Origin of the sequence: Enterococcus sp. MMGLQ5-1 (assembly GCF_013155265.1) — a bacterium.
Lineage (GTDB): Bacteria > Bacillota > Bacilli > Lactobacillales > Streptococcaceae > MMGLQ5-1.
The window spans coordinates 504,037-518,802 of record NZ_JABJXU010000001.1 but is presented as its reverse complement, the minus strand read 5'-3'; the positions used below and the strand labels follow the sequence as shown (position 1 = coordinate 518,802).

The 14,766-nt window shown below is 35.0% G+C and carries 12 protein-coding genes; 2 read left to right on the top strand and 10 right to left on the bottom strand.

Translation table 11 applies throughout. The annotated features are described in order from the left end of the window. Positions 1–341 precede the first annotated feature (341 nt). Both ffh and HOY35_RS02260 read right to left on the bottom strand, forming a co-directional pair. Complete coding sequence (gene ffh, locus HOY35_RS02265) at positions 342–1,784, bottom strand: signal recognition particle protein (protein ID WP_172210386.1); 1,443 nt, start codon at positions 1,782–1,784, stop codon at positions 342–344. A 12-nt stretch (positions 1,785–1,796) separates the two neighbouring features. Beyond that, positions 1,797–2,126, bottom strand: a complete 330-nt coding sequence (locus HOY35_RS02260; RefSeq protein WP_172210385.1) for a putative DNA-binding protein — start codon at positions 2,124–2,126, stop codon at positions 1,797–1,799. Positions 2,127–2,375: 249 nt separating this feature from the next. On the opposite strand from HOY35_RS02260, the gene HOY35_RS02255 reads away from it, so the two are divergent. After that, positions 2,376–3,086 (top strand): response regulator transcription factor, encoded by a 711-nt coding sequence (locus HOY35_RS02255; protein ID WP_172210384.1) that lies wholly within the window; start codon positions 2,376–2,378, stop codon positions 3,084–3,086. A gap of 185 nt (positions 3,087–3,271) precedes the next feature. Continuing rightward, on the top strand, positions 3,272–4,828 hold the full coding sequence (locus HOY35_RS02250) for a cell wall metabolism sensor histidine kinase WalK (RefSeq protein WP_172210383.1): 1,557 nt from the start codon (positions 3,272–3,274) through the stop codon (positions 4,826–4,828). Between the two features lie 118 nt (positions 4,829–4,946). Here HOY35_RS02250 and HOY35_RS02245 read toward each other — a convergent pair whose 3' ends face one another. The 8 genes from HOY35_RS02245 to HOY35_RS02210 all read right to left on the bottom strand — a co-directional run bounded on the left by HOY35_RS02245 (position 4,947) and on the right by HOY35_RS02210 (position 14,621). After that, positions 4,947–6,671: an ABC transporter permease/substrate binding protein gene (locus HOY35_RS02245; RefSeq protein WP_172210382.1), complete on the bottom strand. Its 1,725-nt coding sequence runs from the start codon at positions 6,669–6,671 to the stop codon at positions 4,947–4,949. Continuing rightward, on the bottom strand, positions 6,664–7,857 hold the full coding sequence (locus HOY35_RS02240; protein ID WP_172210381.1) for a glycine betaine/L-proline ABC transporter ATP-binding protein: 1,194 nt from the start codon (positions 7,855–7,857) through the stop codon (positions 6,664–6,666). The genes HOY35_RS02245 and HOY35_RS02240 overlap by 8 nt, the downstream gene beginning before the upstream one ends. A gap of 143 nt (positions 7,858–8,000) precedes the next feature. Further along, the gene (locus tag HOY35_RS02235; protein ID WP_172210380.1) at positions 8,001–8,633 is read right to left on the bottom strand and encodes a GntR family transcriptional regulator; all 633 of its coding nucleotides are present in this window, start codon (positions 8,631–8,633) and stop codon (positions 8,001–8,003) included. A gap of 311 nt (positions 8,634–8,944) precedes the next feature. After that, positions 8,945–9,244 (bottom strand): PspC domain-containing protein, encoded by a 300-nt coding sequence (locus HOY35_RS02230; protein WP_172210379.1) that lies wholly within the window; start codon positions 9,242–9,244, stop codon positions 8,945–8,947. 48 nt (positions 9,245–9,292) lie between these two features. After that, a complete protein-coding gene (locus HOY35_RS02225) occupies positions 9,293–10,621 on the bottom strand; it encodes a DUF4097 family beta strand repeat-containing protein (protein ID WP_172210378.1) in 1,329 nt (442 codons plus the stop codon). A 153-nt stretch (positions 10,622–10,774) separates the two neighbouring features. Beyond that, positions 10,775–12,451, bottom strand: coding sequence for a ribonuclease J (locus HOY35_RS02220; RefSeq protein WP_172210377.1), 1,677 nt, complete (start codon positions 12,449–12,451; stop codon positions 10,775–10,777). A gap of 111 nt (positions 12,452–12,562) precedes the next feature. Next, on the bottom strand, positions 12,563–13,435 hold the full coding sequence (gene dapA / locus HOY35_RS02215; protein ID WP_172210376.1) for a 4-hydroxy-tetrahydrodipicolinate synthase: 873 nt from the start codon (positions 13,433–13,435) through the stop codon (positions 12,563–12,565). 109 nt (positions 13,436–13,544) lie between these two features. Then, entirely contained in the window at positions 13,545–14,621 is a 1,077-nt protein-coding gene (locus HOY35_RS02210) for an aspartate-semialdehyde dehydrogenase (RefSeq protein ID WP_172210375.1), read from the bottom strand. Positions 14,622–14,766: the final 145 nt, after the last annotated feature.

Genomic DNA, 14,766 nt, shown 5'->3' with positions numbered 1-14,766 from the left:
GTATACACACCCATCCCAATTATTAATTAAACCTGTAATAAAGTTTCCAAACGAGCTTCAAATACTAGCCTTAGTCTCCATTATTTTTTTCGATTATTAATGCTGAACGTTTGCCCAATCAACGTTATTATTAATAATCAAAAAAATTTATAAACCGATACCAACTTCATCTTAATATACGGTTTTCGTTATAAATGCTCTATTTTTAACCTAAACAAGTCGTATATTGTCATTAATAATAAAAGGTATATACCTATAAAAAATGATATTAAAATGCACAAAAAAAGCATTATTTAATCAGCCAGTCTGACCGAATAAGTAATGCTTTTTTGAATAAAATTTTATCTTTTCTTCTTTTTTTTCTTCATTTTTTTATTAGCCTGCTTCATCATACGATTCATCGCCATTTTTCCAAGCTTACCCTTTACGCCACCACCCATCATTTGATCCATGCCTGGGATACCCTGCATCATCTGGTCCATATTACCATTAGAAACCATACGCATCATTTTTTTAGATTCATTAAACTGCTTAATCATCTGATTAACCTCAATAACAGTATTACCTGAGCCTGCCGCAATCCGACGACGACGACTCGGGGATAACACATCAGGATTCTCACGTTCTTCAGGTGTCATACTCATGACGATTGCCCGCTTACGCGAAATATCTTTCGGATCAACCTTAACATTGGCAATCCCCGGCACCTCATTCATACCAGGAATCATTTTTAAAAGATCCTCTATTGGTCCCATATTAGTGACTTGATCTAATTGATCAATAAAATCATTAAAATCAAAAGTATTTTCACGCATTTTTTGCGTCATTTCAGCAGCTTTTTTCTCATCAAAATCTTGCTGCGCTTTTTCAATTAGGGTTAGTAAATCACCCATTCCAAGAATTCTTGAGCTCATCCGATCAGGATAAAAGACTTCTAAATCGGTTAATTTTTCACCAGTACCAGTAAATTTAATTGGCTTACCTGTAATAGCTCGAATCGATAATGCTGCACCACCACGCGTGTCACCATCTAGCTTAGTGATAATGACGCCTGTAATACCTAGCTTTTCATCAAATGCTTGTGCTACATTAACGGCGTCCTGACCAGTCATTGCATCAACAACTAACAAAATTTCTGTTGGATTAGCAAGCGATTTAATGTCCGCTAATTCCTGCATCAGATGCTCATCAATGTGCAAACGACCCGCGGTATCAATTAGAACATAATCATTATGCTGCTCAGCAGCCTGTATCAAACCTTGTCGAACAATCTCAACAGGTGAAACTTCCGTTCCCATTTCAAAAACAGGCACATTAATTTGACTGCCTAAGACTTTCAATTGATCAATCGCCGCAGGTCGATAAATATCTGCAGCTATCATTAAAGGTCGTGCATTTTCTTCCTTTATTAAACGATTCGCTAGCTTGCCCGCAAATGTTGTTTTACCAGCTCCTTGTAAACCAGTCATCATGATAACTGTTGGAATTTTTGGTGATTTTAAAAGCTGGCTCTCTGTAGAGCCGAGTGTTTTAGTTAATTCCTCATCAACAATTTTAACAATTTGTTGTGCCGGGTTTAATTTTTCTAATACCTCAACGCCAACAGCACGCTCACGAATATTTTTTACAAAATCCTTAACCACAGGTAATGCTACGTCGGCTTCTAGCAATGCCAGCCGAATTTCCTTAGTCATTTCTCGGACGTCGGCTTCAGAAACCTTACCCTTACCTCTTAATTTCTTAAACGCACCCTGTAGGCGTTCTGTTAAACTTTCAAATGCCATCTTTACTCCTTATTAGTCTTCTTCAACTGCCTGAATTTGCTCGATAAGCTCGATAAGCTGCGGATCATCCGAGTATTTAGATTGAATCTCGTCAAGATACTGTTTTCTCACTATGTAATTACTATACAAATGTAGTTTTTGCTCGTAACTTTCTAATAATTTTTCAGTCCTTCTTATATTATCATAAACAGCTTGACGACTCACTTGAAACTCTTCGGCGATTTCACCTAAAGAATAATCATCGGCATAATAAAGCTCAATATAATTCATTTGCTTCTCGGTTAGTAGTGTCGAATAAAATTCAAATAATGAATTAATTCGATTATTTTTTTCTATCTCCATAACTATTATTTTATCATATTTCGCTTTGGTTTAAAGTTTTATTTAGCTAACTCAAGCTGATAAAAATTGTAGCTCACAAAAATAACAAAATTTAATCAAAACCTTAAAAACATTTTACGCCGACTTTACATTACTAAAGTAATGCTTATGTTAAACTTAAAGATGAAGTTCATTCATTGCCTACATTAATATAAAAACATTATTAATGTAAATTGATTATTGCACTAACTGATAGGAAGGATAAGATAAATGAAAAAAATATTGATTGTTGATGATGAGCCTTCCATCTTAACACTACTTCAATATAATTTTGAAAAAAATAATTTTTCGGTAACAACGACTACTAATGGACTCGAAGCTTATCATTTAGCGACTACAAAAAAGTTTGATTTTATTATTCTAGACTTAATGCTACCAGAAATGAGTGGTATTGAAATCACTAAAAAATTACGTAGTAAAGGCATTCTAACTCCCATTTTCATTTTAACTGCAAAAGAGGATGAGGTCGATAAAATTGTTGGCATTGAGATAGGTGCGGATGATTACATTTTCAAACCCTTCTCACCCCGTGAAATTGTAGCCCGTGTCAATGCCGTTTTACGACGAATTGAATTTTCTACCACAGCGAGCGATGAAGATAATACTGAACTAGAGCTATTGGAAGCAGGCCCCTTTAAGCTCAATCTCATGTCCAGTCAATTATTACTTAATGAGCAATTTGTTGAGCTAACTAAAAAAGAATTTGAATTGCTCCATTATTTTATGACACATATTAATCATACTGTCTCTAGAGAAAAGCTATTGAGTCGCGTTTGGAATTTTGATTTTGAAGGCTCAACCCGAATTGTTGATGTTCACGTTTCGCATTTAAGAGAAAAAATTGAACTAGATCCAAAAAAACCAGAGTATATCATCACCAAGCACGGATTTGGCTATAAATTTAAAATTTCTGAAAATTAATTATTACAATTTGGCACTTAATTTAACATTTGAGCAATTGATTCAAGCTAGCTGATAGCTTGAATTTACTTGTTCTTTTTTATTTGTGTCGATAAATAAAAAAACATACCTGACTTTTTATTGTTTTATCGCTTCTTTTATTGTATGTTAAAAAGAGCGATTATCAATCTGAAAAGAGGACAAATATGAAATACAAATCATTATTAATAACGATTTTTTATTTAATTATCGGAAGCTTATTAATCTTTTCTATTCGTATTATCAATCTAAATAATCAATCTAATAACATCGAAAAACGGTTAATTGCGCTTGAAGAAGTCGTTGAAAAGCAAGACTTTAGTCAGCTAGACAATTTTTCTCTATTAGAGGCCAATGGACAAACTATCCAAATTTTAAACAAGGATTTAAAGCAAATTTTCCCAGCTACTAATCAAACCATTAATACTGAGGATATTCGTAATTTAAAAAAAGGGAGCTATATCACCCGAAAGATAACTAATCAAGATATTACTTATAGTACAAAAATTATTAAAAACAACCAAACTATTGGCTATTTACGTCTCAGTGAGCTCAAAAATAATATTTCAGGCATTCAAACGGCGATTATCATCACTTTATTATTACTTTATCTCATCTATTGGATTAATGAACTATTAACCCGCCGCAGAAACCGACTCAATATTCAGGCAATTGTTGAGTCCGACCGAAAAAAAGGATTGATGTTAGATAAACAAGATACCGAACCGTTACTTCAAACAGAACAAAGAATTACTTCATTTATTGAACTTTCAGATACACTACTCTTACCTAGTTTTATTTATAATCAAAAGGGCAAAATTGTTCATGCTAACAAAAAAGTATTGGAGACTTTTCCACAGTTTTTTCCAGCAATTGACTATTTTTCGGCTGAAGCTGAATTTCTAAATTTATTAGTTAATCAGCTAATTAAGCCTGAGCATATCCATCGTCAAATGAATTTTGATAAGGTTAATCGTTTCTTTAAAATTACTATTTTTCCAATTGATGCTGCGAATTTTTTTGTGCTTTTAGAGGATCAGACGGATATAATTGAGCTAATAGAAAAACAAAATGAATTTTCAGCTAATATTGCTCATGAATTGAAAACACCAACTGCTTCAATTATTGGCTTTTCTGAAAATCTATTAGAAGGCATTGAGGATCCAGACGATATTAAGCATTTTGCTGCCATCATCAATCATGAGGCTGAAAGGCTGAATCAATTGATTAGCGATATCATCTCACTTTCTAAAAGTCATCAACACATTAATAATTCTGAAATTCAATTACCTGAGCTTGTTAATTCAATCCTAAGCGACTATAAAAAAACTATTGAAAAAAAACAGATTACAGTTAATATTTCAAAAGAACATTTTATCATTCGCTCCAAGGAACGCTTATTACAGTTAATTTTTAAAAATTTAATTGAAAATGCACTCTATTATACTGAAAATAATGGTCAAGTAAATATCCAATTATCAATGAAGCAAAATATGCTTACCTTTCAAATTTGCGATTCTGGTATTGGAATTAGTGAGTTAAATCAGCGAAAAATTTTCGATCGCTTCTTTAGAGTTGATAATACGAAATCAAAAAATAATAAAGGTACTGGTCTCGGCCTGTCCATCGTTAAATCATATGTTACTGAGCTTGGTGGCAGCATTCAGGTCCAAAGTGAACTTGGAGAGGGCACAAGCTTTGAAGTCTTAATACCAGTTCGTTAAATGAGATCAATTGCAAAAAAGCTATGCAGGCTGCTATCAATAATGTTAGCAGCCTGCACAGCTTTTTAGTCGTCAATTAATAAATAATCCTTTGCTTATTTAAGCTCACTATTTTTAATTATTTTTTCCATTCTGCCACTTTTTCAGGATTTTGCTTAATCCAATCCTTTGCTGCCTCTTCTGGGGACTGACCATTATTAATTGCCAGCATAACTGATTCCATATCCTCAACAGTCCAATTAAAATTGTCTAGTACATTGTATGCTTCGGGCTGATCATCTTTTAAGCCTTTTCTGACCATAGTATTAATCGTTTCAGAGCCTCCCATTGTTCCTTTGGGATCTTCTAAATATTTTAAATCATATTTTGAAAACATCCAGTGAGGTGACCAGCCAGTTATTACAATTTCCTCATGATTATTAATTGCTTGACTCAAAGCAGCTGTCATCGCACCAGTAGACGAGCTTTCTAAATTCCAACTTGATAGATTAGCATATGACTTCATGGTTGCTTCAGCTAATGTCATCATTCCAGCACCTGGCTCAATACCAACTATTGTTTGATTTGCCTGATTCGTTAAATCAGCAATTGAATCAACAGTCATATAGCTTGGAACAACAAAGCCCACTTTACCACCTTTTAAGTTTTCACCCAAATCATCTAGACGATTTTTATATTTTTCATATTGCGCTTTATGGGTTGTTGGTAACCATGCAGCCACCATGCCATCTGTTTCGCCATTTGCAACGGATTCCCACATTATTGCATTATCCAAAGGAGTTAAGGTTACATTATAGCCCATCTCCTTTAATACCTCACCTATGACATGAGTAGATGCAACTTCTGTATCCCATTCAACATAAGATAAGTTAATTTTTTTATCTGATTTAGACTGAGTACTTGTCACCAAATAACCACCAATTAAAGCTACAATAGCAATGACACTACCAATCATCCAGTAAATTTTACGACTTTTTTTTGATTTAGGCACTGTACCTAATTCTTTTGCCTGATTTAGATTCTGAGTAAAGCGATCAATAATAATCGCTAAAATCACCAGTGCAACACCATTAACGAAGCCATTCCCGACTTGTGCTCTTTGCAAGGCAGACAATACCCCGCGCCCAAGCCCTGGTGCCCCAATCATCGATGCGATAACAACCATTGAAAGTGACAGCATAGTCGTTTGATTAATACCAGCCAATATTGTATTTTTGGCTAACGGTAACTCCAGCTTAATTAATTTTTGCCAGCCGGTACCACCAAATGAATCAGAGGCCTCTGTCAATTCTTTTGGCACCTGACGGATACCAAGATTTGTAAAGCGGACAGTTGGAGGTAAGGCAAATATTACAGACGCAAAAACGCCTGGAACCATACCAATTCCAAAAAATGCGACTGCAGGTATTAAATAAACAAATCCCGGCATTGTCTGCATAAAATCAAGAATTGGTTTAACAATGCTTTGCGCTTTATCACTTTTTGCAACCAAAATCCCAAGTGGTATACCAATAATGATTGAAATTAGACTGGAAATTAATACCAAGGTCAAAGTATACATTAAGTCATTCCAAAGTCCTTGATTGAGAATAAATAGTAAACCAATCAAAGTAAAGCAGGTTAAGCCAAGCTTTCGCTTTGAAATCAAAAATGCTGCGATTGTGATTAAAAAAATAAAAATAATCGGCGGTATCAATAAGAACATCTGAGTCATACCATCCATTAGGGTTTGACCAATTGACTGTAAAAATGAAAATAATCCAGAGAAACTGCTAGTTAGCCAATTAGTAAATTGCTCGACCCAATCAGCAATCGGTAATTTATTATCTAAAATGTTATTCATGATTTGAACCCTCACTTGTTTCTGCTAATGCTTCAATTACGCTACCCTTTATAACAACACCTATTAAACGTTCTTCTTCAGTGACAGCCAATGGCATGCTTGAATCATAAATTAAATTAAAAATATCATTCACTAACATTTCCTTATCAATCGTAATGACATCTTGTTTTAAATAGTTAATTAAAGGCTGATTCGTTCGACGTGCTTCCAAAGCATCAGAAGCCGAAATAACACCTTTCAGATGTCTTTTTTTGTCAACCGCCATCAACATACTAACCTCTTCTTGTCGCATACGTTTTAAAACAACAGTTGGACCATCTAATTCAATATTGGTAGTTAACGCTGGTACCATAATATTTTGAGCCGTTAAAACCTTTGAACGATCTACATCCTCAACAAATTCTCTAACATAATCATTGGCTGGATTAGTTAAGATTTCTTCACCTGTTCCCACCTGCATCAGTTGACCATCCTTCATTAATGCAATTCGATCACCAATTCTCAATGCTTCGTTTAAATCGTGTGTAATAAAAACGATTGTTTTCTTTACACTTTCCTGCAAGTCTAATAACTCATCTTGCATTTCACGCCTAATTAATGGATCTAAAGCCGAAAATGCTTCATCCATCAAGAGAATTTCAGGATTATTCGCTAAAGCGCGCGCCAGACCAACCCGCTGTTGCATGCCACCAGAAAGTTGGTTTGGATATTGGTTTTTAAAATCAATTAAACTCGAATTTTCTAGTGCTTTTTCTGCACGCTCGGTTCTTTCTTTTTTTGAAATTCCTCTTATTTCAAGTCCTAATTCAGTATTTTCCAAAATTGTTCGATGTGGAAATAGACCAAAATTTTGAAAAACCATACTCATTTTATGACGACGCACTTCTCTTAAATCCTTCTTATCTAATTTTGCGATATCTTGACCATCTATAAAAATATCACCTGATGTTGGCTCAATCAAACGATTCAATAGACGAATAAGAGTTGATTTCCCACTACCTGACAATCCCATAATCACAAAAATTTCGCCTTCATTAACATCAAACGAAACATCATAAACGCCCACTGTTGCACCAGTTTGATTCAATATTTCATTTTTACTGGCTTTTCCTTGAATCATATTTAATGCTTGATTGGTTTTTTTACCAAATATTTTAGTCAAATTTTTAACGCTTATTTTACTCAAAATTTCCTCCATTAATAAAAAATCTATTTTAAAAAAAGTGACCATACAACTTTAACATCGTGTGGTCACTTTTGTCAAATTTAGATAAAAAAATAGCAGCTGCTTATTTTTTGCAAATGCTATCAATTATAAATGGAGATTTATTAATTATAAAAAAATGCTTCCACACGCTGTAAGGCTAATTCATTGCCAACAAAATAAATTGTGTCATTCTCTGAAATTTTAGCATACGGTCCGGGAGATAATAAAAGCTCATTTTGGTGTCTAATTGCAATTAAGGTTGCTGCAGTGTGCTGCCAAAAACCAAGTTCACTGATGGTTGCTTCCAGATGCTTGGCCTCATTTGTAATTAACAATTCAAAAGGTACAAAAGGATTGATACTGTTTAAGCGTTTAGTTTGAGTAACTAGCGTATCTAGAATGGCTGAAAAATTATTTAATTCATCCTTCTGACGTTCAACGCTTGCCATAATTTCATTTTTTAATTCTTGAACCGATTGAACATCACGATACTGCAAAGCAAAGTCTTTAGCACGCTCCTTTGATGCAACATAAACACCGCTACCATGTTTAACCTCCATAATCCCTAAGTCTACTAATACATTAATTGCTTTTCGAGTTGTTTCTGGAGAAACGCCATAGGTACTTGCCAGAGTAGAACGTGCATGCAATTTTTCACCAACAGAATACCTGTTTTCAGTTATTCTTTCTGCAATATCAACGGCAATTTGCTGATATCTGGGTAATGTTATTCTTTTTTTTGGCTCATTCAACATAACGAAGCTCCTTTAATGTTATTAACTTATTTGCCAATCATACTACGATTTTAATCATTTTTCTAGAGTCATTCTATCCAGATTTATAATTTCTTTAATGATATGTTCCGCCTACATTCAAAAATTTGTATAACAACTAAATTCAATAAAAAACTATTCTAATTTTTACCAAGCTATAAACCAAGGCGCTCATCAAAACTCATAACAGCTTAATAAAATTTCTTGAAAATCTTCTCCTAGTTAATAAAAAAAAGAGGTAGGAATTTCTTTCCCTACCTCATTTTTAGTTTTATTTACCAAGCTGAATACTGCTAAAAATCTGACCAGTCATCATTTGAATCATCATCCACCTTTTCGGCATCCTTACGCTTTCTTGGTGCTTCCTGTTTAAAGCTACCCTCTGTAAAGAATGAATTTCTTTGCTGTCTTGGTGCTGATGGAATCAAAACGGCAAGTACAATATATAAGAAGATTGGACTGCCCCAGCCTAAGAATAAAATAACCACATAAATAATTCTTAGGATTGTTGGATCCATTTTTAAATATTCTGCAATACCGGCAAGTGTCCCTGTTAAAACAATGTCAGTACTTGATTTGGTTAATTTTTTCATTTTAACCCCTCCACGTTAATTTTTGATGTCCTAAGTATTTTCAAAAAACTACTTTTCGGCATCTTTAATATAAATATTACCAGTTGTTGTCTTTATATCCAAGCTAACGTGCGCATTCCCTTCACGCTCAACTGTCTTATATTTCTCTGAAGAAATATTTTGTTCGGTCACAGTACTCAAATCCTCTAGCTTATCAAAAATTTTACCAAAGGTCGTTCTAATTTCACCCTTAATACCCAATTTTCTAGGAACAGCCAGCTTTACAGCACCATTAACATTATTAGCTTCTACAATCCGTAGGGTTTCTTGATTAAGTGTTAGCTTAATATCGCCATTAACTAATTTTACTTTAATTTTTTCAATATTACCATTGGCGGTAATGCTACCATTGACCATATTAATAACAGTTGCAAAAATTTTATTGTTAATCAATTTTAATTGACCATTGACACCTTCGATTTCAAGGTTAGTCACTTCATTATTTTCAACCTTAATATTACCATTAGTTGATTTTAGGTAGGCATCCTCAAGCAATAAACCATTTAAAATAATATCACCGTTAATTGTTTTAACTGATAAATTATTCAATTTATTTTGTGGTACCTTAAATAATAAGTCAACATTCATTCGTTTATTTAAAACTGAAAATTTAAGCTGATGATCAACAACCTCAATACTGCTTTTTTCATCAAATAATTCTAAAGCATCCATTTCATCTAAGGAGCCATATATCTTAATTTGCGCATTTACTGTAAATTGATCATCATCGCTTCCAATAAATTCAATCCTGCCACTTGTTTCCTCAACATCAATCGCAGTTAAGTCTTCAAAGGTAAAGCTTTTCTCAATCGTAGTTGCAGCTGATGAGGGTTTAATAAATAAACCATCTTCACTTTTAACATAATCACGGACTGTGCCACCTAATAATGAAAAGGTACTCTTAAAAATTTCAGCTGTCTGCTTAGTAACTTCTTTTATTTGGGGCTTGGCTTTTTCAAATTCCGTCTTAGCCTGATTAAAGGCTTGATTAAATTGCTCAGAAAAATCAGATTTGTTCGTTTTGGATTCTTTGCCTTCCTCATCATCTGGCAAGCTATCTTCAACTTGCTTGGCATCTTCTAAGTCCTTAAGCGTTTGATAAATATTTTCATCTTCTGAAGCCTTAGGTTCGTCAAAAGGACTCTCAACCGCTTCTTTTGTCTCTTCAGTGACCTGTTCAGCATTAATAGCCTTTAAATTTTCTTGGTTATCTTCAATTTCAGCCTTTTGCACATCTGGCGTTTTAGTTTCCTCAAGTTGCTCTAATAATACTATGGCTTCATCTGCAGAGATAATATCTTTTTTCACTAATTCTAAAATTCTTGATTTTTTATCCATGATTTTGCCCTCTCTTTCGTTTATATTGTTATTATGCTAGCATTTAGGCAATTTTACATGAGTCTTTAGTCTGAAAACTATCTAAATCTTTTTACTATGCCCTAAAAAAAAAGCATTGAAGCCAAGTCTCCAATGCTGAAAATATCTATTATGCTATTTTTTACTAATTTTATTACGATTAACTTCCATTACAACAGGTAAAATAACTGGGCGACGTTTTGTTTGTTCAAATAAATAGCTGTTCAAACGATCTCTAATCTCTTGCTTTAGTTTACCCCATTCAAAATCGCTACCTTGCAAATAATCTAAAACGACTGCATCAACAATTTCTTGTGATTCTTGCATCAAATCACGACTTTGTTTAACATAAACAAAGCCTCGTGTCGTCACTTTTGCCTTAGAAACAATCGTTTTATTCCGTCGATTAATTGTGATCACCGCAATAAAAATACCATCTTCTGATAAAACCTTACGATCCCTCAAAACGATATTCCCGATATCACCCACGCCAATACCATCAATCATCACATTATCTGCTGGTACACTGCCTGATAGGCCGAATTGACCATGAGAATACTCTAAGATATCACCGCGATTTAAAATTTCAATATTTGCTGGTGCAATACCAACCTCCTCGGCAAGCTTGGCATGCGCTGAAAGCTGACGATATTCACCTTGAATTGGAATAAAGTAGGTTGGCTTCATAAAATTCATCATTAGCTGCAGATCGTTTGGATTGGCATGACCTGAAACACGTAAATCTTGTGCAATCAGCTTAACCTGACCACCTGCACGATAAACCATGTCCTCTGCCTTGGCAACCTGTGTTTCCATTGAAATGGAAGGTGTAGTGACTACATAAACCAAATCACCCTCCTGCAATTTAACGTATTTATGCATTCCCTTAGCCATACGCTGCAAGGATTTGATTGGTTCTCCCATTTTACCAGTTTCTAAAATTAGAATTTCCTGATCTGAATATTTTGAAATATCCTTTGGCTTAATCAATAAGTCCTCATTAGGAATTGAAAGCTTATGATACTTAATTGCTGTTTTGACGATTCTTTCAAGGTCAAAACCAGTTAGAACTACCTTTCTTCCTGAATTTGCCGCCGCATCAAAGACCTGTTGAATTCTTGATAGATTACTGGCGACACTGGCGACAATAATTCTACCTTCCCATTCGTCAATTGTTTCTTTGATTGCCTCTGCGGTATCCTTCTCGCTAGCGACCTGAGCTGGATTTTCAGCGTTTGATGATTCAGATAATAAAGCTAAAACACCCTGACTACCAATTTCAGCCAATCGGCCAAAATCAGTAGCGTAATCCTTAGTAGCGGCTTGATCAAATTTAAAATCACCCGTATAAACAATACTACCCTCGTCAGTGCTTAAAACAATACCCATACTTTCAGCAATTGTATGCGTTGTTTTGAAAAATGAGACAACCGCATTTGCAAATTCGATTTCGGTATTGGCATCTACAATGTGAAAATCATCAAATTGTAATTCGTACTGCTTAACAGTACTTTTGGCTAGCTCAATTGTAAATTCTGAGCCAAAAACTGGGACCTTAATTTCCTCTAATAAATACGGTAATGCGCCAATGGCATCCGCATGTCCATGTGTTAAAAAGACACCTGAAATACGTGATTTATTTTCAATTAAATAGGTAAAATCAGGAATAACAACATCAATCCCTAATAAGCTATTATCTGGATATTTTAACCCAACATCTAGCACAAAAATTTCGTCATTTACTTCAACGACATAAAGATTTTTACCGTTTTCACGAACACCACCAAGTGGGATAATCTTAATATTACTCATAAAAAAACTTACTCCTCCATAGTCAAGTAAAAATAGGACCGAAATTCATTTTTAATCAACTAAACAAATTATGAATAATCTTTTTGTATGATTAATAAATTTCCAATGGTACTATTCTTCTATAATTTCAACGATGCGTTTGCTTTCTGCTTCAGTACAAGCAACCATTGGCAATCTTAAAGGTCCAACATTATAACCCAAATGATTTAAAACGGCTTTGACTGGCGCTGGTGACGGCACTGAGAACAAGGCATTTGCCTTCGGTAAAATTGCCTGCTGCAGTTGACCTGCCAATTTGATATCACCAGTTTCAAGTGCTTGGAACATTGCATAATACTCATTACCCAGAACATGGCTTGCGACCGAAATCACACCTTGTGCACCTACAGCTTTTGATGCAAACGCCAAGCTGTCCTCTCCAGTATACACTAAAAATTCATTTGGTGCTTGGGAAACGAGTTCTGTAATTGCATCTAAGCCATGACATTCTTTGATTGCAATAATATTTTTATTTTCTGCTAATCGCAAAGTAGTTGCCACATCTAAGCTAGCACCAGTTCGACCGGGTACATTATATAAAATAATCGGTAAATCACTAGCATTGGCAATCGCTGAAAAATGCTGATAAAGTCCTTCTTGTGACGGCTTATTATAATAAGGTACAACCGCTAAGCCTGCATCAATTCCATCTAACGCAGCCACTTCCTTAACAAAATCTACTGAATCTCGAGTATCGTTTGTACCAACGCCGACAATTAATGGTACACGACCATTAACAATTTCAATAATCGCTTTAAATAACTCAATTTCCTCATCGTGAGTCAGCGTTGGGCTTTCCCCAGTCGTTCCGGCAATAACGAGGCCTTGTGTATGCGTTGAAAGCAAGTGTTCAATGAGCTTTGGCAAGGCTTTAAAATTGATTGCACCTTTTTCATCGAACGGGGTAACTAACGCAGTAATTATTTTTACATCTTTCAAAATCATAATAACCTCCTATTTTAATCTATTGCTTTTACAATTCATCAAAAGAGACTGAGACATAAATGCTCAGCCTCCTTTTTTCTCATCACATGACGCTATAATCAAAGCTTGTCTAGAAAACTAGAACTTCAGTTTTTCTAACCAAATCCAATTCATGCAAAGTTTCTGCAATTTGGACTGAATTCCAAGCGGCACCCTTAAGCAGATTATCTGAAACAACCCATAAATGAATTCCATTTTCGATATCTAAGTCACGACGGATGCGACCAATAAATGTTTCTTTCTTACCAACCGCATTAACAGCTTGAGGATAAGTTTGAGTTGCTGGGTCATCTTCAAGAACAGCACCAGGAAATTTTGCAATCGCAGCCTTGACCGCTTTGATATCTGCAACCTCTTTTGTTTCAATATAAACAGATTCAGAATGTGCGGTTAGCACAGGTACTCGAACACAAGTTGCTGAAACCTTAATGGTATCATCAGACATAATTTTCTTTGTTTCATTAGTCATTTTCATTTCTTCATATGTATAATCATTATCTGTGAAAACATCAATCTGTGCTAGCGCATTAAAGGCAATCGGATAATGACGCTTATCGCCGCCTGAAGGTAAAATTTCTGCCTTCAAATCATTAGGGATAACACCATCATTTAAAACTTCCTTAAGCTCACGCTCGGTTTCAGCGATTGCGCGTGCACCTGCACCGGATACTGCTTGATAGGTTGAGACAATTACTCGCTCTAAGCCATATGCTTGACGAATTGGTTCAAGCGCAATCATCATTTGAATGGTTGAGCAATTTGGACAAGCAATAATGCCTTGATGAGCCTTTAATGCATCGGCATTCACTTCGGGCACAACAAGCGGTACATTTTCATTCATCCGAAAATGACTTGTATTATCCACAACAACCGCACCGGCCTTAACTGCCGCTGGTGCAAATTTGGCTGAAACGCTTCCGCCAGCTGAGAATAAAGCAATGTCAACACCCTCGAAGCTATTTTCAGTTGTTTCCTCAACTACGATTTCCTGAGCCTTATATTTCAAGACCTTACCAGCAGAACGCGACGTCGCTAATAAGCGAACCTTTTCAATCGGTAAAGTAGATTCCTCTAGCATTTTAATCATTCGCGTACCGACGGCACCAGTTGCACCAACAACTGCGACAACATAACTTCTTTTTGACATTTTCTCAAACTCCTTCTTTGTGGGTCTCGCCAAACGGCAAACCCCGTTATTGTACCAATTTTCTAAAAATTCGATTAATAGTATTGTATGATAAAAACCAGTAAAATAAAAGGGTAAATCTGACAAAAACCGAGCCTCTAGTAAA